This window comes from Polynucleobacter hirudinilacicola, assembly GCF_002192535.1.
In the GTDB taxonomy this organism is placed as follows: domain Bacteria; phylum Pseudomonadota; class Gammaproteobacteria; order Burkholderiales; family Burkholderiaceae; genus Polynucleobacter; species Polynucleobacter hirudinilacicola.
Genome location: NZ_NAIA01000003.1, coordinates 1,137,720 through 1,160,156, shown reverse-complemented (window position 1 = coordinate 1,160,156; position 22,437 = coordinate 1,137,720). Strand labels below are relative to the sequence as shown.

The 22,437-nt window shown below is 45.6% G+C and carries 17 protein-coding genes, 1 tRNA gene and 1 pseudogene; 16 read left to right on the top strand and 3 right to left on the bottom strand.

Annotated features, from left to right (window positions below; genetic code table 11):
* The 4 genes and pseudogenes from B6A14_RS09865 to B6A14_RS09850 all read left to right on the top strand — a co-directional run.
* A pseudogene (locus tag B6A14_RS09865) lies at positions 1–519 on the top strand (alanine dehydrogenase); the annotation flags it as partial.
* 107 nt (positions 520–626) lie between these two features.
* On the top strand, positions 627–1,202 hold the full coding sequence (locus B6A14_RS09860) for a TMEM165/GDT1 family protein (protein ID WP_087910272.1): 576 nt from the start codon (positions 627–629) through the stop codon (positions 1,200–1,202).
* Between the two features lie 51 nt (positions 1,203–1,253).
* The gene (gene pepN / locus B6A14_RS09855; protein WP_087910271.1) at positions 1,254–3,863 is read left to right on the top strand and encodes an aminopeptidase N; all 2,610 of its coding nucleotides are present in this window, start codon (positions 1,254–1,256) and stop codon (positions 3,861–3,863) included.
* 69 nt (positions 3,864–3,932) lie between these two features.
* On the top strand, positions 3,933–4,931 hold the full coding sequence (locus tag B6A14_RS09850; protein ID WP_087910270.1) for a class 1 fructose-bisphosphatase: 999 nt from the start codon (positions 3,933–3,935) through the stop codon (positions 4,929–4,931).
* Between the two features lie 20 nt (positions 4,932–4,951).
* On the opposite strand, the gene cphA is transcribed toward B6A14_RS09850, so the two are convergent.
* Both cphA and B6A14_RS09840 read right to left on the bottom strand, forming a co-directional pair.
* Entirely contained in the window at positions 4,952–7,522 is a 2,571-nt protein-coding gene (gene cphA / locus B6A14_RS09845) for a cyanophycin synthetase (protein WP_087910269.1), read from the bottom strand.
* The gene (locus B6A14_RS09840; RefSeq protein ID WP_087910268.1) at positions 7,523–9,718 is read right to left on the bottom strand and encodes a cyanophycin synthetase; all 2,196 of its coding nucleotides are present in this window, start codon (positions 9,716–9,718) and stop codon (positions 7,523–7,525) included.
* 205 nt (positions 9,719–9,923) lie between these two features.
* Between B6A14_RS09840 and B6A14_RS09835 the strand changes: the two genes are divergently transcribed.
* From B6A14_RS09835 to B6A14_RS09780, 12 genes are all read left to right on the top strand, one after another.
* Entirely contained in the window at positions 9,924–12,272 is a 2,349-nt protein-coding gene (locus B6A14_RS09835) for a cyanophycin metabolism-associated ABC transporter (protein WP_087910267.1), read from the top strand.
* Positions 12,269–12,736: a cyanophycin metabolism-associated DUF1854 family protein gene (locus tag B6A14_RS09830; RefSeq protein WP_087910266.1), complete on the top strand. Its 468-nt coding sequence runs from the start codon at positions 12,269–12,271 to the stop codon at positions 12,734–12,736. The genes B6A14_RS09835 and B6A14_RS09830 overlap by 4 nt, the downstream gene beginning before the upstream one ends.
* 15 nt (positions 12,737–12,751) lie before the next feature.
* Positions 12,752–12,827 (top strand) — tRNA-Thr (locus B6A14_RS09825).
* A gap of 315 nt (positions 12,828–13,142) precedes the next feature.
* Complete coding sequence (locus B6A14_RS09820) at positions 13,143–14,141, top strand: Bug family tripartite tricarboxylate transporter substrate binding protein (protein ID WP_201721528.1); 999 nt, start codon at positions 13,143–13,145, stop codon at positions 14,139–14,141.
* An 85-nt stretch (positions 14,142–14,226) separates the two neighbouring features.
* Positions 14,227–14,754, top strand: coding sequence for a tripartite tricarboxylate transporter TctB family protein (locus tag B6A14_RS09815; protein ID WP_087910264.1), 528 nt, complete (start codon positions 14,227–14,229; stop codon positions 14,752–14,754).
* Positions 14,755–14,787: 33 nt separating this feature from the next.
* Positions 14,788–16,287 carry a tripartite tricarboxylate transporter permease gene (locus B6A14_RS09810; protein ID WP_087910263.1) on the top strand — a complete coding sequence of 500 codons (1,500 nt, stop codon included), beginning with the start codon at positions 14,788–14,790 and terminating at the stop codon, positions 16,285–16,287.
* Positions 16,288–16,394: 107 nt separating this feature from the next.
* Positions 16,395–16,766: a DUF2946 family protein gene (locus B6A14_RS09805; protein WP_087910262.1), complete on the top strand. Its 372-nt coding sequence runs from the start codon at positions 16,395–16,397 to the stop codon at positions 16,764–16,766.
* Positions 16,767–16,836: 70 nt separating this feature from the next.
* Positions 16,837–17,016, top strand: a complete 180-nt coding sequence (locus B6A14_RS09800; protein WP_087910261.1) for a hypothetical protein — start codon at positions 16,837–16,839, stop codon at positions 17,014–17,016.
* 68 nt (positions 17,017–17,084) lie between these two features.
* Complete coding sequence (locus B6A14_RS09795; protein WP_087910260.1) at positions 17,085–17,519, top strand: copper uptake system-associated protein; 435 nt, start codon at positions 17,085–17,087, stop codon at positions 17,517–17,519.
* Positions 17,520–17,534: 15 nt separating this feature from the next.
* Positions 17,535–19,481, top strand: coding sequence for a TonB-dependent receptor (locus B6A14_RS09790; protein WP_087910259.1), 1,947 nt, complete (start codon positions 17,535–17,537; stop codon positions 19,479–19,481).
* Between the two features lie 67 nt (positions 19,482–19,548).
* A complete protein-coding gene (locus B6A14_RS09785; RefSeq protein WP_087910258.1) occupies positions 19,549–19,965 on the top strand; it encodes a DsrE family protein in 417 nt (138 codons plus the stop codon).
* A 95-nt stretch (positions 19,966–20,060) separates the two neighbouring features.
* A complete protein-coding gene (locus B6A14_RS09780; protein WP_087910257.1) occupies positions 20,061–20,528 on the top strand; it encodes a copper chaperone PCu(A)C in 468 nt (155 codons plus the stop codon).
* A gap of 76 nt (positions 20,529–20,604) precedes the next feature.
* Here the strand turns inward: B6A14_RS09780 and ilvD are convergent, their stop codons facing one another.
* Positions 20,605–22,299 carry a dihydroxy-acid dehydratase gene (gene ilvD / locus B6A14_RS09775; protein WP_087910256.1) on the bottom strand — a complete coding sequence of 565 codons (1,695 nt, stop codon included), beginning with the start codon at positions 22,297–22,299 and terminating at the stop codon, positions 20,605–20,607.
* Between the last annotated feature and the right edge of the window lie 138 nt (positions 22,300–22,437).

Here is a 22,437-nt window from a genome sequence, read left to right as displayed (position 1 = left end):
TAGATCGCTTACGTCAGATTGATATGCATTACGGCAATCGCGTAAGAACCTTTTATTCCGATAACTTACTAATAGAGCAAGAAGTTTGTGAGGCAGATGTTGTGATTGGTGCAGTGCTGCTGCCCGGTGGCGCAGCGCCAAAGTTGGTTACGCATGAGATGGTNGAAAAAAATGAAGCCAGGCTCGGTAGTGGTGGATGTGGCAATTGATCAGGGAGGTTGCTTTGAAACTTCTAGACCTACTACACATGCTGACCCCACTTTCTTAGTAGATGATGTATTGCACTATTGCGTTGCCAATATGCCTGGTGCAGTTGCAAGAACCTCCACTTTTGCATTAACCAACGCCACCTATCCATTTGTAGAGGCCTTAGCCAACCGTGGTGTTATGAAGGCCTTATCGATAGATCATCACCTACGGAACGGTTTGAGTGTGCATAAGGGGGTATTGACCTCTCAACCCGTGGCTCTAGCACAAGGCCTAGATTTTTCCTTGGCAGAAGCGCTCTTGCTTGCTTAGGCTGGTTTTATCGGGATTACTAGTTCTTGTAGCTTGTGGGTACGTTGGGGATTTAAACTATCCCCAACGTACTACCTATTGCTGTATTTACTGGAACCACTACCTTCATGGATGTTTCTGCTCTAGCCCTCTCTACTGGCGTTGTCGCCTTAGCGGAGATGGGTGATAAAACTCAACTTCTCTCTTTGATGTTGGCGGCTCGCTATCCCAAGCAGGCCTTAGCAATTATTGCGGGCATACTGATTGCCACTATTGCTAATCATGCTTGCGCAGCTTTGCTGGGCCATTGGCTCACGACTTTGGTTTCTCCAGATGTGATGCGATGGATTTTAGGTTTGAGCTTCCTTGGAATCGGGTTATGGCTCCTTGTCCCGGATCATATTGACGATGCAGTTGGATCAAAGATAGTTGATCGTGCATGGCAAGTATTTCTACTAACGGTTGGCCTATTCTTCTTGGCTGAGATGGGGGATAAGACCCAAATTGCAACAATTGCTCTAGGTGCGCGCTATGAAGATGTTTTCTCTGTAACGGTTGGCACCACATTAGGGATGATGCTGGCTAATGCTCCAGCAGTCTGGATTGGTCAAAAATTTACCAAGCGTATGCCCATTAAGTGGGTACATGCCGTTGCTGCTGTTACCTTTATTGCCATCGGTATTGCCACGCTGATCTGGGGTTAACAGCCTAATGACAAGTCTGCAGCGACTCTAGCCAAGGCTTAAAATAAACCTATGAAAACTGATCTGCCACAGAGCTTTCGTCGGCTCGAATACCGTCCCCCTGTTTATACCGTGGATCAAGTAGAGCTTGATATCGCTTTAGATCCCGCACGCACGATTATCAAAAGTCGAATTGAGGTCTTGCCAGGCAAGAGCTTTGAAGCAGGGGCACCATTAGTGTTGGTGGGCCAAGAATTGGAGTTTGTGAGTTTGCGTATTAATGGAGAGGCTCATCGCCACTTTGAACTCACCCCTGAATTTTTGACAATCCATTCTTTGCCAAATGAAGGTAAAGATAAGTTCATTGTTGAAATTATTTGCGTCTGCGTTCCTGAGAAAAATACCTCCCTCATGGGCCTATATGTTTCGAATGGAAACTTCTTTACGCAATGCGAGGCTGAAGGCTTCAGAAAAATTACTTACTTCTTAGATCGCCCTGATGTGATGGCGCGTTATCGTGTGACATTACGTGCCCGCGAAGCTGAGTGCCCCGTTCTTTTGTCAAATGGCAACTTACTCAATACTGAAAAATTACCCAACGGATGGCATAGCGCTACCTGGGAAGATCCATTTCTAAAGCCATCTTATTTATTTGCGCTGGTGGCTGGTAAGTTGGAGTGCATTGAGGAGACTATTACTACTAGCAGTGGCGCTAAGAAGCTATTGCAGATTTGGGTAGAGCCCCATGATCTGAAGAAGACTCGTCATGCCATGGATTCTTTAATCGCCTCGATTCATTGGGATGAAAAACGTTTTGGTCTAGAGTTGGATTTAGAGCGCTTCATGATTGTGGCGGTAGGTGATTTCAATATGGGCGCGATGGAAAATAAGGGCTTGAATATATTCAATACCAAGTTTGTGCTCGCGCAACCTGAAACCGCAACTGATACAGACTTCGCCAATATTGAAAGTGTTGTTGCACACGAGTATTTTCATAATTGGACTGGCAATCGAGTAACTTGCCAAGATTGGTTCCAGCTATCTCTTAAAGAAGGCTTAACGGTATTTAGGGATCAAGAGTTTTCTGCTGATCAAATGGGTAGTGAATCTGGCAGGGCAGTAAAGCGCATTGAGGATGTTCGCTTACTGCGTCAACTGCAGTTCCCTGAAGATGCGGGTCCGATGGCTCACCCTATTCGTCCAGATGAATATCAAGAGATCAGCAACTTCTATACCGTGACCGTGTACGAGAAGGGTTCAGAAGTGGTTCGCATGTATCAGACCTTGCTCGGTCAGGCGGGTTTCCGTAAGGGTATGGACTTGTATTTCAAGCGTCATGATGGCCAGGCGGTCACTTGTGATGATTTCTTGATGGCAATGGCAGATGCTAATGGCAGAGACCTCACCCAATTTAGAAATTGGTACAGCCAAGCGGGCACCCCGAGGGTGAAAGTTCAAGAGCATTACGATGCCAGCAAAAAACAGTATCAAATTGCATTGACCCAAAGCTGCGCACCAAGTTCTGGTCAGCCCGAGAAGAAACCTTTTCATATTCCACTGAAGATGCGCTTGATTACTCAAGGTAATGATCAAGTAGAGCAGTTATTAGAGTTGACGCAAGCCAATCAAACTTGGACTTTTGACAATCTTGATGAGCGCCCAGTACTATCGATTAACCGGAATTTCTCAGCCCCAATTCATTTAGACTTTGATCAAAGTGAAGCTGACCTTTTGACGCTGTTTTCATCTGATGATGATCCCTTTAACCGCTGGGAGGCTGCTCAAAGGCTAGCGATGCAAATGATTTTGAATAATCGCTTGCCTGATGAGAGATTGATTAATGCCTATCGCAATCTTTTACTAGACCCCAAACTGGATCCAGCCTTTAAGGAGCTTGCCTTGACCCTGCCTGCGGAGTCGTATCTATACGAGCAGTGCGCTAGCGTAGATCCACAGAAAATTTATGCCGCACGCCGTGCATTCCGCAGAGAGATTGCTAAGCAGTTGCAATTAGAGTGGGCTGCAATCTATCAGCAAATGCAAACACCGGGGCCATTTAAGTCTGATGCAGTTGATTCCGGTAAGCGTGCCCTCAAGAACTTAGCTCTCAGTATGTTGCTCGAAGCCAATAAGGATGTTTGGGCGCCAATGGCAGTAAATCAATACCGTGTTGCTGACAATATGACTGATCGCTATGCTGCTTTGGCTGGCTTAGTGATTCATGGGGTGAAGGAAGCAAAAGACTGCTTGATTGATTTCTATGAGCGCTTTGCTAATGATGCCCTGGTCATAGATAAGTGGTTTGGATTGCAATCGAGTCGTCCACCCGTTGATGGTCTTGAGCCTACTTTGAGTGATGTCAAGAAATTACGCGAGCATCCTGCATTTAAGATGAATAACCCAAATCGCGTCCGTAGCGTGATTCATGCTTTCTGCTCCAATAATCCTGCAAGCTTTCATCAGGCGGATGGCAGTGGTTACGAGTTTTGGGCTGATAGCGTTCTTGCTTTAGACCCGATTAATCCTCAGGTTGCGGCACGCTTAGCGAGAGCCTTGGATCGCTGGCGTTTATTTGCCCAACCCTATCAAGATAAGATGAAAGCAGGTCTAGAGCGCGTGGCAGCATGCCCAACCCTTTCTCCAGATACCCGAGAGGTGATTGGCAAGGCTTTAGGTAACTAGTCTTTTGGATAACAGGGCAAAATAGAGTCCTAAAGAACGTCATTAGCATTAACAATTGGAGAAATACTTTTGTCCTCAAGCACCAATACCAACTTCAAGCAATATTTAGTAAGCGCTAAACCTAAAGGCGTCGCTATTCCTGCTGGTCTGCAAGATTTATTACTCGCAGTAGTTAATACTTGCTCGACCTTAAGTCATGAAGTAGCACAGGGTGCTTTGATTGGTTTGCTAGGTTCTGCTGGTAGCGGTAACGTACAGGGTGAAGTACAGCAAAAACTCGACATCATTGCTAATGACCAATTAATGGATGGCGTCAAAGGCTGCAAATCACTTGCTGGCCTTGCCTCCGAAGAAATGGAATTGCCTGTACCAGTACAAGGGACCGGTGATTACCTGCTCTTGTTTGATCCGCTCGATGGCTCATCCAATATTGATGTAAATGTTTCCATTGGCACCATTTTTTCCATTCTCAAGAAGCAAGACCCCAATGCGCCTTTGCAGACTTCTGATTTCTTATTATCAGGACGTCACCAAGTGGCTGCTGGCTACGTGGTTTATGGTCCGCAAACTACGATGGCTCTGACCTTAGGTGATGGCGTGGTGATGTTCACCTTAAATAAAGAGACTGGCGAATTCTTATTAATTAAAGATGCTGTGACTATTTCGCCTGCTACCAAAGAGTTCGCAATCAATATGTCCAATATGCGTCACTGGGCTGATCCGGTGCGCCGTTATGTCGAAGAATGCTTGGCTGGCACCACGGGCGTACGTGATAAAGACTTTAATATGCGCTGGATTGCATCCATGGTAGCTGACGTGCACCGTGTCTTATCTCGTGGTGGCGTATTTATGTACCCTTGGGATAAACGTGATCCAAAAAAGGCCGGGAAGTTGCGCTTAATGTATGAAGCCAATCCAATGAGCTTCTTGGTAGAGCAGGCTGGTGGCGCTTCCATTAATGGTACGCAGACCATTATGGATCTAGAGCCTACAGGTTTGCATGAGCGCGTCTCAGTGATGTTGGGGTCTAAAGAAGAAATTGATCGCTTACGGCAGTACCATTCGTAAGTCATAGCCTAAGTTTGATCTTAGGGTTTTACTTTTTCTTTGAGGTAGGCGAGCGACTCTTCTACTTGATCAATCAGAATGAGGCAGATATCTCCAGGAGAGATATCCTCTAGGGCAGTATCAATCGCCTTAAATTCCCCATGAATTTCTTTCACTTGCTTGGCTTTAGTTGCGCCTACTAAGCCTTCTTGCAAGAGTTTAAGTACTTCGCCATCTTCACGACCGCGTTGGCAGGCATCTTGATACAAGATAACGTTATCAAATGAGTTACCCAAAATACGGGTGAGATCACGAATATCTTCATCACGTCTATCACCAGCACCACTAATCACAACATGACTTTTCTTAGGCTTCATGGCTTGAATGGCGCTAGCTAGGGCACGCATTGCATCTGGATTATGGCCATAGTCAGCAATCACGGTTGCACCGTTGTGCTGGAACTGATTGAAACGACCTGGAACTGAGTTTGCATCACTCTCAAAACTGTAGAGGGCGCGAGCAATTTTCTCAGCATCCAATCCAAGTGCCCAAGCAGCACCGATTGCGGCCATTGCATTTTCTACTTGGAAACCGAGTACTCCATTTTGGGTGATTGGGATTTCACTTACAGGGAAGCGGTACACAATTTTTGCACCCTTCGAGGCAACGATATGGCTGCCATCAAAGTAGATTACCTTCTTATTCTTGGCACGATGTGCAGCAATGACTGGGTGGTGCTGATTCTGGGCAAAGAAAATTACTCGGCCAGAACACTTATCACCCATTTTGACCACGATAGGATCTGCGGCATTGAGTACGGCGGCGCCAGTTGGTGCAACGTTTTGCACGATGACACGTTTAAGAATCGCTAAATCCTCAACACTGGTGATGTAGTTCAAACCGAGATGATCACCTTCACCAATATTGGTGACTACAGCAACTTCACAGCGATCAAAGCCAAGGCCTTCGCGTAACATTCCACCGCGGGCTGTTTCTAGCACGGCAGCATCGACATCTGGGTGCATTAATACATTGCGAGCACTCTTGGGGCCACTGCAATCGCCAGAGTCAATCAAGCGATGATTGATATAAACACCATCAGTTGTGGTCATTCCGACACGAAGACCGGTCTCATCTAATAGGTGGGCAATTAAACGTACGGTAGTTGTTTTGCCATTGGTTCCGGTGACGGCGACCACTGGAATACGACCATCGTCACCAGGGGGGAACATGGTATTGATGATGTCTTCACCAACAGGACGACCTTTTCCGTATGAGGGCTTGAGGTGCATGCGCAAGCCAGGCGCAGCATTAACTTCAACAATGCCTCCGCCTTGCTGCTCTAATGGTTTGTAAATAGATTCACATAAGATATCCACGCCTGCAATATCAAGTCCAATCATTTGTGCGGCAGCTACTGCACTTGCAGCTACATCGGGATGGACATCATCAGTGACATCGGTGGCCGTGCCGCCAGTGCTGAGATTTGCGTTATTGCGAAGTAGTACACGTTCACCAGTTTTTGGAATATGCTGAGGGGTGAGCCCATTACTAGCTAGATGGGTTAAAGCAATGTCATCAAACCGAATTTTAGTGAGGGCGGTTGCATGACCATCGCCACGCAACGGATTTTTGTTTTCGATTTCGACTAATTCGGCAACAGTATGCATACCGTCGCCAACAACTTGCGCAGGCTCTCGACGCGCTGCTGCTGAAAGACGATTACCAACTACGAGAAGACGATAGTCAGCGCCAGGCAGGTAGCGCTCAACAATGGTTTCACGACCAAAGCCTTGGGTAACTTCAAAGCCAGCACGAACTTCTTCTTCAGTTTCTATATTAGCTACAACGCCCTTACCTTGATTACCATCTTTGGGTTTAAGAACAATCGAGCCGCCAATTTTTTGGGCAGCACGCCAAGCATCATCAGCAGTAGTGACAACCTCACCAATGGGCACTGAAACACCTGCGGCAGCGAGTAAGTTTTTAGTGAGTTCTTTGTCTTGTGCGATTGCCTCGGCAATTGCACTGGTATCGCTAGTCTCGGCCGCTTGAATACGCTTTTGTTTGCTGCCCCAACCAAACTGAACCATACTGCCTTCCGTCATGCGGCGGAAAGGGATATTGCGCTGTACAGCTGCATCAACAATAGATCCAGTGCTAGGGCCTAAGCGAACATCTTCATATAAGGCCTCTAGCTCAGAAAGAGCAGCGGCGAGATCAAGCGGCATATCGTTCAATGTCGCCTGAATGAGCGCAAAGGCAAAGTCAAAAGCCATGCGGCCAACAACCTCTTCGGTGTACTCAACAACAACTTGGTACACCCCAACATCGATGGTTTGAACTGTGCGACTAAAGGTCACTGGACAGCCAGCTTGTGCTTGCAGTCCAAGGGCGGCGTATTCTAAAGCGTGCGCTAGAGACAGTTTTTCATTAGGGGCGCCGCGACGCATGCTACCAAGCTGCGGAAAGCGCTCACGAATCTTATTTTCAAACTGAGGGATGGAGTCAATCGAGCGTTCAGATTCTTCACAAGAGACAATTGCTTCTAGTGCAGTATGGCGACTCCATAAATTGGGTCCGCGTAGCATGCGGATACGAGTGATTTCCAATTAGACCCCTGAGGTATTTGTGACATCAGGCATGAAAGTTTCAACGCCCGCTTTAATAATGCTAAATGGAATCTCTAGAGCCCAGGCAGCGCCGATTGCGGCAGCAAGACTTAAATGAGGAGCCCACTCTGATTTTGGATAATTTTGGATAAAAGAGGGCACTGGTATTACCAGTGTTTCTGAATCACCTTGCATGAGGGTAATGGCTGTAGGGGTTGCAATAATGACGCGCCCCTTATTTTTTTGATGTTCGGTAATGACGCTTGAATTGCGATTTTCCGAGAAATACATCACCTCGCCTTTAGATAGCTCGGTCATCTTCACTATCATTGGATCATCAGCGTTTAGAACGCAAACGCCAGTAGGTAATACAACATCAACCTGAGTTCTTACTACATTAAATAATTGATCTTCATCGCTAATGTTGTGTTCTGGAAATAGACCTTGAGGGTCAACATTCAGAACTATTCCTACATGACATTGATCATAGGACAAGCCTTCGAGCAAAAGTGAGGCATTATTATTTTCGATAACCGCCAGTTCTATTGTTCTGTTTTGTAGTGTTCGTCTACCATTTTCCCAATTGGATTGAGAGGTGCGAGTAATAGATCGGCTACCGAAATATAAATCTTTGCTAGAAGATAATCCAACATGTACATTGGTGAGTCTTGCAAAATGCGCAACCATTTCAGCGGTGATCGTTCTGCCCTTGCTGCCACTAATACCAATGATGGGAATGCGGAAATCTAAGCCAGGCGGGAATAGATGCTCAGCGATTGCCTCGCCAACGGGTTGTGGTTTACCGCTGGCTGGTTTTAAATGCATGAGAAGGCCGGGGCCAGCATTCACTTCCACAATGGCGGCATTTTGTTCAGCCAGTGGGCGGCCAATGTCTTGCGCAACCAAATCTATACCGGCAATCTCAAGACCAACGACGCGCGCTGCTAAGGCTACTTGATAGGCAATATCTGGATGAACTAAGTCAGTCACATCAAATGCGACGTTACCATTGCTCTGAATCAGCACTTTTTGATCTAATGCGGGAACACTTTCACCGGTAAGCTGTTGGCGTGCAAGCTCCAAATCTACTGCTGAATCAATTTTTACAGGATTGAGTGGGTGCTCTTCTGCATTTCCGCGACGTGGATCAGAATTAATTTGTATTTGAACGAGCTCGCGAATAGTGTGTTTACCATCACCTGTCACCCAGACGGTCTCTCCTTTTGCTGCGGCAACCACTTTATTGCCAACTACAAGAAGGCGATGCTCATCACCAACAATATGACGCTCTACCAGAACTTCGCTGCCTTCATCAATTGCTACTGCATAAGCAGCTTCAATCTCTTGTTGGGTGAAAAGATTGATGAATACGCCGCGACCGTGATTACCGTCAATGGGTTTAACTACGACAGGTAAACCAATATCTTGAGCCGCTTCCCAGGCATCATCAGGGCTAGTAACGGTTCTACCTTCTGGAGTGGGAACTCCTGCACTTCGTAATAAGCTCTTGGTTAAGTCTTTATCTCTTGAAATCGTTTCAGCAATAGCGCTCGTTTGGTCTGTTTCAGCTGTCCAAATACGGCGTTGTTTAGAGCCATACCCAAGCTGAACTAAGTTTCCACTGGACAAGCGAATATACGGAATTTCGCGGGCAGTAGCTGCATTCACAATGCAGGCGGTACTGGGCCCTAAGCACAGATCATCGCTTAACTCTCGCAACTCTTCAATAATGTTATTTTTTTGCGCAATCGGATCGCCACTGTCCTGAATTAAGGTGAGCAAAAGGTCCCGGGCGTGTGTAAATGCTTTTAGGGTTACCGCTTCTTCTGTTGCGCTGACAATCACCTTGTAAACACCTCGACCGCCTCCATCTCGAGCTCTTCCAAATCCGCCGGGGATGCCCGCTAAGTTTTGTAGTTCAATGGTTAGATGCTCTAGGATGTGACCAGGCCAGGTACCTTCTTCAACACGCTTTAAAAAACCGCCTGGCTCTCCATAGCTGCAACGATGTTCATGAAGACTAGGGAGGCAAGCGCAAAGACGCTCATAGAAGCCAGGTATTTTGTCTGATGGATAGTCTTCTAACTCCCCAATATCAATCAAAACCTCTAAAGCTGGGTTATAGCTCCACATATTGGGGCCACGAAGATGTCTGTGGCTCAGAATCTCTATCGATTTATCTAGTAATTGGGGCATGTTTGGGGTGTTACGAGTGACGGCGCCAGGATTTGGCTATGGCGCGTCAGACAGTCTCTCTATTTATAGTTTTTATTTAAAACTCACAAAATTAGCAAAAATACATAAAAAGGCCTATTTATATCAATTTAACGTTTTTTAGAGCTCTAAAGTTGACAGGAGCTATAAATCTAAAAAATCTAGCTCCACTATACTTTTAGTATCAATGAAGCTAGAAATCCTCCCTTTTGCCCCCGTATTGCCAAGCCATTGGCAGCCTATTTTGCAGGGTGAAAAATCTCCAGTTCACAGCCCAGAGGCCTTGCTGGCATGGGTAGAGTTGGATTTGGATGCGGAATTGCGCTTTGAGAAAAGCCTGTTATTCCTGAATGAAGGCGGCCTGTATTGGACCGATGGCAAGCAATTTGAGTCTTGGCCAATGCATCAGGGAGGGCGTCTAGCACATGGTGATCATGCAGGGGTTGGTCATTTAAGGCTGGAATCAGCCGATCGCTTGCTTCGGACTTGGTATTTCACCTTGGCAGTCAATCCACAGATATTGCGTTTGCAATCGAGGTTTAAGCAATTAGCCAAAGGTGAAGGGCAAGGCAATACGGAATCCGGTGAATACGATAAACAAGTTTGTCCAGCTTGCTTAAGTCCAAAGCCAGCAAATTCTGATTCATGCCCCACTTGTGATCCAGAAGATGATGCGCCACCTTCTACATGGACGCTCTTTAAGTTATGGCGTTTTGCAAAGCCCTATAAAAAACAACTTGCATTAGGTTTTGTGCTCACTTTGTTATCCACTGGTGCAACCCTAATCCCACCGTATCTCACGATGCCATTAATGGATCATGTTTTGATTCCGTATGAACGTGGCAATCCAATTGATTTTCATTTGGCGAGTATGTATCTGCTGGCTTTATTTGCTGCAGCAATTGTTGCTTGGGGTCTAGGTTGGTGGAAGACTTACTTACTTGCGTTGGTAAGCGAGCGTATTGGCGCTGATTTACGTAACACGACCTTTGAGCATCTACTTAAACTGTCTTTAGAGTATTTCGGCGGCAAACGTACAGGGGACTTGATTGCCAGGATTGGTGCAGAGACTGATCGCATCTGCGTTTTCTTATCCTTATACGCCGTAGATTTTGCCACCGATGTACTCATGATTACCATGACTGCAGCAATCTTGGTATCGATTGATCCCTTGCTTGCCCTGGTGACACTGGCGCCATTGCCATTCATTGTGTGGATGATTCATGTGGTGCGCGATCGCCTGCGTTTTGGTTTCGAAAAGATTGATCGTATCTGGTCTGAAGTGACCAATATCTTGGCCGACACCATCCCAGGAATTCGGGTGGTAAAAGCGTTTGCTCAAGAAGATCGTGAGCTCAAGCGCTTCGTAGATTCAAATAAACACAATTTACAAATTAATGATCGCGTCAATCGTGTGTGGGGATTATTTTCTCCAACTGTCACTTTGCTTACCGAAACCGGATTACTAGTTGTATGGGGCTTTGGTATTTGGCAAGTGGCTCACCAAAAAGTCACCGTTGGCGTGTTGATTGCTTTCTTGGCTTATATCGGACGCTTTTATATTCGCCTAGATTCAATGAGTCGAATTGTTTCTCACACCCAAAAAGCAGCAGCAGGGGCTAAGCGTATTTTTGATATTTTGGATCATGTATCCAGCGTTCCTGAACCGATTAATCCGGCCCCATTAGAACGGCCAGTTGAAGGCCGTATTTCCCTGCGTGGCGTAGGTTTCCGCTATGGTAATCGTGCGGTATCTAAAGGCATTGATTTGGATATTGCTCCTGGTGAAATGATTGGTTTGGTAGGGCATAGTGGTTCAGGTAAGAGCACACTGGTGAACCTGATTTGCCGTTTTTATGATGTGAGCTCCGGCTCAATCGCACTCGATGGGCGCGATATTCGCAGTATTCGAATCTCTGACTATCGTAAATGCATTGGCTTGGTCTTACAGGAGCCATTTTTATTCTTTGGCACGATTGCCGAGAATATTGCTTATGGAAAACCTGATGCTACTCGGGAAGAGATTATTGAAGCGGCTCGCGCTGCACACGCTCATGAATTTATTCTAAGACTGCCACTGGGTTACGATTCTTTAGTGGGTGAGCGCGGCCAATCTCTATCGGGTGGCGAGCGTCAACGTATCTCTATCGCACGTGCACTACTCATTAATCCAAGTATTTTGATTTTGGATGAGGCGACATCATCGGTTGATACCACCACCGAAAAAGAGATTCAGCGCGCTTTAGATAACTTAGTTAAAGGCCGCACAACAATTGCGATCGCACATCGTTTGTCGACTCTCAGAAAGGCTGATCGCCTAGTGGTGCTTGATAAGGGCGAGATTGTAGAGATTGGCTCACACGAACAATTGATGGATGCTCAAGGCGCTTACTACACTCTGTATCAGGCACAGCTGCGTCATGCTGCTGAGTTGGTTGAGGGTGTTGCAATTGGTGAGAGTCTTGAAGAGCATCAAGATGAAAAGCAAGAAGAAAAATTAGAAGTCATTGCAAAGAACATCGGGGGTGGTGTATGAACAAGAGCCATCAGCTAGAACGAGACTCACTTGGCCGCTTAGTTTTTATCGATGCTAAGGGTGAGCGACATCTTGGTGTTTATCCGGTTCGAGCATTTCCCATTACCGCACCTAGGACTGGCGTTGGCATCATGAATCAGTCTGGCAAAGAAGTGTGCTGGTATCCAGACGTTGCATTGATTCCGCAGGCAGAGCTCACTTTGATTGAAGAAGAGTTGGCAGCCCGAGAATTTATGCCTGTCATCGAAAGAATTACTAAGGTATCGACATTTGCTACACCAAGCATTTGGGATATTGAAACGGATCGCGGCCCAACGCGCATTCGTCTTAAGGGCGAGGAGCATATCCGCAGAATTGCAGGCAATACTTTATTGATTGCTGATGCCAATGGCCTACAGTTTTTAATTAAAGATTCCACACAGTTGGATAAGGTCAGCAAAAAGCTGCTGGATCGCTTCCGCTAGAATAAAAACGGATTTGCCGCTTTAGCTCAGTCGGTAGAGCAGTTCATTCGTAATGAAAAGGTCGCCAGTTCGATTCCGGCAAGCGGCACCACTCTTTCCATTTAGGGTAAACACTTAGCTTTTTACCTCAGCCCTCTTTTGCAGCAATCCAAGCTAATAACCATTTTTGTTATGTGCATTTATTGTGCATTAAATCCAGTTTTTTATTCTGGATCTAAGTACACTCAAGACTGTCTTTGGCTTGATTTATCAGGGTTTCTACTAGATTGCAGAAGCTCCCGTGGATCGATTTTGAAATTATTGATGGCAGTCAAGTTATGTTGAGTCATCTTGTTTAAAAATCATTCACACATTAGATAAGCCAGATATAAATTGGCAAACCATTTTTGGAGGAGCATATATGAAGATGAAGTTAAAAGGGGCATTGATTTCCACCGCCTTAGCCCTCGGTGTCGCTGGTGTATCACCTGCATTTGCTGCATGGGAACCAACTAAACCTGTTGAGTTCATCATTCCTGCTGGTCCTGGTGGTGGCGCTGATCAAATGGCGCGCATGATCCAAGGCATTATCACTAAAAACAATTTAATGAAGCAAGCAGTGATCCCTGTGAACAAGGGTGCTGGTGCTGGTGCTGAAGGCTTTCTCGCAATGAAAGAGGCTAAAGGCGATCCAAATAAGATTGTGATCACACTTTCTAACTTATTCACTACTCCATTAGCAACAGGCGTTCCATTTAACTGGCAAGACATTACTCCAGTAGCCATGTTGGCGCTCGACCAATTCGTTTTGTGGGACAACGTTGACAAGCCTTACAAGACTGCTAAGGAATATATCGATGCAGCTAAGGCAGCAGGCCCAGGTAAATTCAAAATGGGTGGTACAGGCTCAAAGTCTGAAGACCAGATCATTACTGTAGCGATTGAAAAGGCCACTGGCGCTAAATTTACTTACATCCCATTCAAAGGGGGTGGCGACGTTGCTGTTCAGCTCGTTGGTAACCATATTGATTCTTCTGTAAACAATCCAATTGAGGCGGTTGCTCAGTGGCGTGCAAATAAATTACGTGCATTGTGCGTATTTGATGACACCCGTATGCCATATAAAGAGAAGGTTACTGATACTCAGTCATGGTATGACGTGCCAACTTGTAAAGAAGCTGGCGTGCCAACTGACTATGTGATGTTGCGCGGCATCTTTATGGCTCCAGGCGTAACTCAAGAGCAGGTTGATTTCTATATCGAGCTGTTCAAAAAAGTTCGTGCCACACCAGAGTGGAAGAAGTTTATGGCTGATGGCGCATTTAATCAGACATTCATGACTGGTAAAGAGTTCAGAAACTGGCTCACATTGAATGAAGCTTTACACAAGCAATTGATGTCTGAAGCTGGCTTCTTGGCCAAGTAATTTTTAGGAAATCGGATAGGACCTCCACTAGGGGGTCCTATTTTTTAAGTAGCGTATTAATTAACTTTATTGATAAACAAAGCAAATGTCTGAACATACAAATAATTCAAATCAAGAATCAGCGATCAGCGTCAGAGCAATGGATATCATCACCGCGCTCGTATTTATTGCGATTGGCCTAACAGTGATGGTAGGTAGCCTGAAGTTGGGCGCTAGTTGGGGCGCTGACGGCCCTGAAGCGGGATACTTTCCCTTCTACATTAGCTTGATTATTCTGCTTTCTAGCACAGTTACTCTTTATCAAGCCGCAATCGTTAATAAGAAAAAGAAAACAGAGTCATTTGTCGATAGCGAGCCTTTAAAGCAAATTATGGCCGTGCTTTTGCCCGCGATCGTTTTTGTGTTGGGCGTGCAATTGATTGGTATTTATGTTTCTTCAGCCTTCTACATCGCTATCTTTATGGTGTGGCTAGGAAAATATCCAATTTGGAAGGCGGTTGCTGTTTCTGTTGGAGTGAGCGCTGCCCTCTACCTCATGTTCGAGTTCTGGTTCCAGGTTCCATTGCCACATGGCTCATGGTTTAACCCGCTCGAGTTTGTTGGTGTGAACTAAATAATAAAAAAGATTAGATAAAAGGAGTTCAAGTTGGAAGAAATTAGCGCTCTATTCAACGGCTTTGCCGTTGCAATGACACCCTTTAACTTGCTGTTAATGTTGGTTGGTGTAACGCTCGGTGTGATCATCGGTGTGTTGCCAGGTCTAGGTGGTGCAAACGGTATTGCAATTCTGTTGCCGTTGACATTCACAATGCCACCAACATCGGCAATCATCATGCTCTCCTGTATTTATTGGGGCGCATTGTTCGGCGGAGCGATTACATCAGTGCTCTTTAATATTCCAGGCGAGCCCTGGTCAGTTGCGACAACCTTTGACGGTTATCCAATGGCCAGAAATGGTAAAGCTGGTGAGGCACTGACTGCAGCGTTCACATCTTCATTCGTGGGCGCGTTCTTTGCAATCGTGATGATTACCTTCTTGGCACCTTTGGTTGCGAAGTTTGCACTCCAATTCGGTCCGCCGGAATTCTTCTCGGTGTACTTGCTTACCTTCTGTAGCTTCGTGGGCATGAATAAAGGGTCGCCATTTAAGACTATTTCAGCAATGATGCTGGGCTTCGCCTTGGCTACCGTTGGTATGGACACTGTTACTGGTCAGTTGCGCCTGACATTCGGCAATCCAGAATTAATGCGTGGCTTTGACTTCTTGATCGCTGTGATCGGCTTATTCGGTATCGGTGAGATTCTGCTTTCGATGGAAGAGGGTCTTGCATTCAAAGGTGCCGCTGCTAAGATTCGCGCTAAGGTGGTTTGGGAAACTTGGAAGCAGTTGCCAAAATACTGGGCTACTTCATTGCGCAGCTGTTTGATTGGTTGCTGGATGGGTATTACTCCAGGTGGTGCAACACCAGCATCTTTCATGGCCTACGGCGTAGCGAAGCGCGTATCTAAAGAGGGCGATAAGTTTGGTACCGGCAAGATGGAAGGTATTGTTGCCCCAGAAACTGCAGCTCACGCTGCTGGTACTGCGGCACTTCTCCCAATGTTGTCTCTCGGTATTCCAGGCTCACCAACAGCAGCGGTATTGCTCGGCGGCTTGTTGATCTGGGGTCTACAGCCTGGTCCTTTGCTTTTCGTAGAGAAGCCAGACTTTGTTTGGGGCTTGATCGCCAGTATGTACTTAGGTAACTTGGCTGGCTTGTTTGTTGTATTAACTTGTGTGCCACTGTTTGCGTCAATCTTGAGAATTCCATTCTCCATCATTGCGCCAGTCATTATTGTGATTTGTGCGGTTGGTGCTTACACTGTTCATAACGCCATGTTTGACGTTTGGTTGATGATGGGCTTTGGTATTCTGGGTTATGTCTTCAAGAAACTCGATTACCCAATGGCACCAATGGTCTTAGCCTTGGTATTGGGCGACCGTGCAGAAGATTCCTTCCGTCAATCCATGTTGTTCTCACAGGGTAGCCTAGATATTTTCTTCTCTAACCCATTGGTTGGCGGTATTACATCTTTGGCTTTATTACTCCTCTTCTGGCCATTGATTGGCAAAGTGATTGGCAAGAAAAAGTCAGCAGCCGTATAAAGCTTAGCTGGTCAAAAACCAGTCTGATCTAGTTAAAAAGGGGCGCAAGCCCCTTTTTTCATGCAAGAAATAAAAGAAATACAAAATTCCGATAAAATTCACTCATCATGAATGTCCATAAAAATCGCCTCGTTCACTGGATTGCTGCTATCGCAATCGCAATGAGTGCATTGGCGCCCGCTGTTTCTCAAGCGGTATCGCTTGCTCAGCATGGCCAAGGTTTTGCGATGGAGATTTGTTCGGTTGATGGCAGCAAGATTCAAATCAATGTACAAGGCGAAGATCAAGAAGTAGCAGAGCAAGCTCAGCCATGTCCATATTGTGTTGCTCAAAATAGCATCACACCAGCCTTTAATACCAACCTGACATTCGCAGCGCCAAATTCCTTTGCGCTCCTTCCAAGACTTTTCTATCAATCACCCAAGCCACTCGCTGTTTGGGTAACCCCACCTTCAGCAGCTCCACCAGTAACAGCCTAACTAAAAATTAGGGCATAGCCTAGCTATGTAATTGGCAACCAGGTTGCCGTGATGTTGTGTGGAGAAGTACATGTTTTTATCTGAAAAAGTTTCACTACGCCTAAAGCGCGTGTATGTGGGCATTGCCATGGGCATAGCTATTTGGCTTTTATATGCTAGCTACTTCATTATTTCGAGTGCAATGAATACACATACTCCATTGAGTAGTACTCAGTTTGTGCTCACGCCTATTGCTACGAGCCATAAATGATGCAGCAGATAAATAAGATAAGGTTCTTTCACGGAAACCACTTTCAAGCTTGCATTATTTGCCTGGTGATGGCTATTGCCGGTCTTTCCTATGCAGGTGGTGCACTAGCCCACTCTCAAACCAATGAGGTGAGCCAGGAAAAGATCAAGGCACTGATCTCAAAGTCCTTTGATCAGCCTAACTTGAAAGTTAAAACCAGTCCTATTGTGATTGAGGGCAAGGTTGCCATTGCTGATTGGACTCAAGGCCAGAAGGGTGGTCGTGCCTTGCTACGTAGAAAGCATAACGATTGGGAAATCATTGCCTGTGGCGGTTCTGGCTTTAAGGATCCGGAAGGGATTGCCGCAATTGGCATCTCCAAAGAGATCGCCACCAACATTACTGCAAAACTAAAAGATGCTGAAGCCAAGCTTAGCCCGCAGCAAATAAAACAGTTTGATTCATTTGATGGCGTTGTGAACATGGTTCACGATGCGAAGCACTCACCAAATTCAAAACATTAAGAAAAGAGATAAATCGTGAAACTTTATAAGACTAAATTAGCACTTGCCACTTCACTCATCGTGGCTAGTAATGTGTATGCGCAAAACTTGCCAAATGTAATCGTTACAGCTAAACCAGACGTAGCAGAGATTGAGATCGACCGATTTTCGAGTACATCTGCAGTTATCACAGATGAAACACTACGGGATTTACACGCTTCCGATCTCTCGTCTGCCTTAAGAAATACACCGGGAACCCAAATTACTCGTTACAACCCTGTTGGTTCGTTCGGCGGTGATCAGGGCGGCTCTATTTTTATTCGCGGAATGGGTCTCAGTCGCCCAGGTAGCGAGATTAAGACATACATTGATAACGTGCCAATGTATATGCCAGTTTGGGGCCATGCATTATTGGATTTGTTGCCAGTCAATGGCATGAAAGACATCACTATTTACAAGAGTCCTCAGCCTCAAATTAATGGAAATAACTTTGCCTCTATTAATTTAAATACTAAGACTGCCGGACCTAACAATGGTGTATCCGGTAATGCACGAGTTTCCTATGGTTCCTATAACACCATGATTGAGCAGGTTGATTTGGCCGGTCGCAGTAATGATGTTGATTTCTCGTTAGCGCAGGGTTTTTCTAAATCCAATGGCGCTCGTACAAATAGTAGTGGTCAACTTGCAAATATCATGGGATCTGCTGGTTTTAAAATTGACCAAAATTGGAAGATTGGTATTAGTGGCATGGCGCTTAACAATACCGCCAAAGACCCTGGCAACAATACCTTACCATCACCAGTTATCGCTCCAACATACGATAGTAACGCGCAAATGGTGACGGCATTTGCAAAACATAATTATGACTCGGTAGAGGGCGAGTTTCGTATCTATTCAAATACCGGTAATGGTAATTTGAATAATGATTTGGTATCTGGAGGATGGGGAAATAGTTATAACAACTTCACCATGCAAGGTCTCCGCTGGAAAGAGTCAATCACCCCTTGGCAAGGTGGAAATGTTTTGCTTGGCCTTGATTACGATTCTTCAAGCGGAAGTGTAACAAGTACTCCAGCCTTTAATGGTGCGCTTTCAAGTACAACTACAAAGACTACCCTACCAACCTATAAATTAATGTCCCCTTACATGGGTGTCAGCCACAGCTTTATGATGAATAACAAGTGGTCTTTGGTGCCATCTGCTGGTGTGCGTAATTATCAGAATAATCAGTACGCCTCTAAGACAGCTCCATATGGGGGTATTTCTCTAGTTTCTGATGTTGCAACAATTTTCTTTAACGCCTCTCAGGGTATTAACTATCCCGGGATGGAGGGACCAGCTTTGCAGGCTTCTATTCCTGTAAATTGGGCAAATCAGTCGTGGAAGAATTTATCGGCTGAGGAAATGACTCATATGGAGCTCGGTGGAAAATTCTTTATAGATAAGAAAACTAGAGTTGATACCAGTCTTTTCCAAGACACGATTAAAAATCGCTCCGTCTTTACGATTGCAGATGGCCCCCCATTTCCACCAAGCGCAACTTGGAGTACTTATGGTCAATACACTATGCAGGGCGTTGAACTTTCTGCCCAAAGAGAATTCATTCCAGAATTGACGGTATTTGGCGGGTGGACCTATTTAAATAACAATAGCGTCGCAAATTTACCTTATGTGCCTCAAAATGCATTTAATGCTGCCATTACTGGGTACCTTGGAAAGTTCAGGCTATCTGTTGATGCTCAATATCAAACCTCTTTTTACTCTCAGACCTTAAGTCGGAATACTAGCTCGACCAATACGACATTGGTCAATGGTTCTACGGTTGCTAACGCACGCGTCTCTTATCCGATTCCGGAGCTGGGCAAAAAGGGCGAGGTATTTGTGATGGTAGAAAACATCTTCAATCAACAGTACAGCTACCGCCAAGGTTACCCAATGCCAGGAACCTGGGGTTCGGTGGGCTTATCTGCTAGCTTTTGATACACATCAAGGACTAAGGATTTAAAGTTGCGCAAATTATTAACGTATTTATTTTTTGGAGATGTATATGTTGTTTAAATCACTTAAAGTGGTATTCATTGCAATTTTGGCATCCTTATCGTTGTCAGCAATGGCGGGGCCTAATGATCCTTTATTCATTAATCTTTCGACTGATGAAACGCATCGCGCTAGTATGGCGATTAATTTTGGCAAACATCACTCTGCCAATGGTCATCCATTAACCATTTTTCTGAATGATAAAGCGGTGATACTGGGTGTAAAAGCAGGATCTAATAAGTTTTCCGATCAGCAGCAGGCTTTAACCGAAGTGATTACTAGTGGTGCCTTGGTTATCATGTGTCCCATGTGTCTAAAGCAAGCTGGTTACGCTGAATCTGATTTGATTGCAGGCGTGAAGCTTGGTAGTCCTAAGGTGACTGGCGATGCTTTATTTAAGGACGGTACCAAGACAATGAGTTGGTAAATTTTAGGCTATGCTTTTGTTTATAGCTAACGGGAATGTCTTAAAAAAGCTTGAGAAATATCTTGAGGTTTTAGATTAATGAAAAGGGAGTAAATATGAAACGCAATATATTGGCATTATTAGTTGTAGCTTTAGGCTTTAGTTTTTCTGTGCAAGCGCAAGAGGCGAGAGTGGGTTCAATTAAGATTGAGAAAGCCTACACCCGCTCTACAGTGCCAGGCCAGATGGCTGCTGGCGGCTTTATGAAGATTGAAAACAAGGGTGCTGCTGATCAATTGGTTTCTGCGAGCTCACCTGTTGCTGGTGAAGTGCAATTGCACGAGATGGCAATGGATGGCAACGTCATGAAAATGCGCCAAGTGAAAGATATCGTTGTACCCTCAGGCGGTGAAGTCGAGTTAAAGCCAGGAGGTTTACACCTCATGTTCATGAACATTAAGGCGCCATTGACTGCTGGTGAAACTGTTCCCGTAAAACTCAAGTTTGCTAAGGCTGGCGAAGTGGAAGTCAAAATGCCAGTTAATGCTATGGGTGCTGGTCATGGCGGAGCAATGAAGCACTAAGTTGCCATTGAATGATTTAAGGTAATAAAAAAGCCCCTAGTTTTACTTAGGGGCTTTTGTTTTAGAGCCTTACCAATTAAGTTAAGTCTAAGTTCAAGTCTGTTACTGCGCCTTTACTTGCGCTACTTGCAAGGCTTGCATACTTAGCCAGCAAGCCACGGGTGTAGCGTGGCTTCGGTTGTTTCCAAACAGCACGACGCTTGGCAATTTCTTCTTCGCTGACGTTGAGCTGAATCAGTAACTTATGGGCATCGATGGTCACAGAGTCACCTTCATGGATGAGGGCGATGACACCGCCAACATACGCTTCTGGAGCTACGTGGCCTACGACCATGCCCCAGGTGCCACCAGAGAAGCGACCATCGGTGATGAGGCCGACAGTCTCACCTAGACCTTGACCAACAAGGGCAGAGGTTGGGGCGAGCATCTCACGCATACCAGGACCACCTTTAGGGCCTTCATAACGAATGATCACGACGTCTCCATCTTTGATCTTCTGGGCCATGATAGCGGCCATCGCATCATCCTCAGAATCAAATACACGGGCTGGACCAGTAATCGATGGGTTCTTGAGGCCAGTGATTTTGGCAACACATCCTTCTGGAGAAATATTGCCCTTCAAAATAGCTAAGTGACCTTGCTTATAAATCGGATTATCCAAAGTGCGAATCACTTTTTGATCTGCACGTGGTACAGACGGAATATCTTTCAATGTTTCAGCAATCGTTTTGCCAGTAATCGTCATGCAATCACCATGGAGCAATCCACCGTCGAGCAAAATTTTCATGACTTGTGGAATGCCACCAGCCTGATGTAAGTCGGTTGCTAAATAAGTGCCTGATGGTTTCATATCCACGATGACTGGAACGCGCTGACGAATACGTTCAAAGTCATCAATCGTCCACTCAATTTCAGCGGCACTGGTAATGGCCAAGAAATGCAAAACAGCATTAGTAGAACCGCCTACAGCCATAATGACGCTAACCGCGTTCTCAATCGACTTCTTAGTAATGATGTCGCGTGGGCGTAAGTTATTTTTGATGGCTTCAACCAAAACGCGGGCAGACTCAGCAGCACTTACCACTTTCTCCTCATCTACGTTAGCCATGGTTGAGGAGTAAGGCAGGCTCATGCCAAGGGCTTCAAAGGATGAGCTCATCGTATTAGCGGTATACATACCACCACATGAACCACTACCTGGGCAGGCATGCTCTTCCACACCTTTTAAATCTTCTGCGCTTAATCTGCCAGAAGTAAATTCACCAACAGCCTCAAATGCAGAAACAATATTGAGGTCTTTGCCTTTGTAGTGACCAGGCTTAATCGTTCCGCCATATACATAGATTGCGGGAACATTGGTGCGCGCTATTGCCATCATGCCGCCTGGCATATTTTTATCGCAACCACCAATGACAACTACACCATCTTGCCAAAGACCATTGACACATACTTCAATACTGTCGGCAATCACTTCACGTGAGACGAGAGAATATTTCATGCCTTCAGTGCCCATGCCGATACCATCAGATACGGTAGGGGTGCCAAATAGTTGTGCCTTTGCACCAGCTTCTTCTAGAGCCTGGACGGCAGCATCTGCCAATTTTTGTAATCCGCTATTACAAGGGGTGATCGTGGAGTGACCATTAGCAACTCCAACCATTGGTTTTGAGAAATCCGTATCTTTGTAACCCATGGCGTAATACATCGAGCGGTTGGGTGCGCGAGCGACTCCCTCGGTGACCATGCGCGAGCGTTCATTAAGGCGTTTCATGCTTATTACTCCAGAAAAGGTTTGTGTCGAAAGGCTCTATTGTGCCGTGAGATGAGATCTTTGGACTGTCTTCTTGGTCCGACATATTGGAGGTGCCATTTTGCTGCGATGCAATATTTATTTCTGCATTTCTAGGGT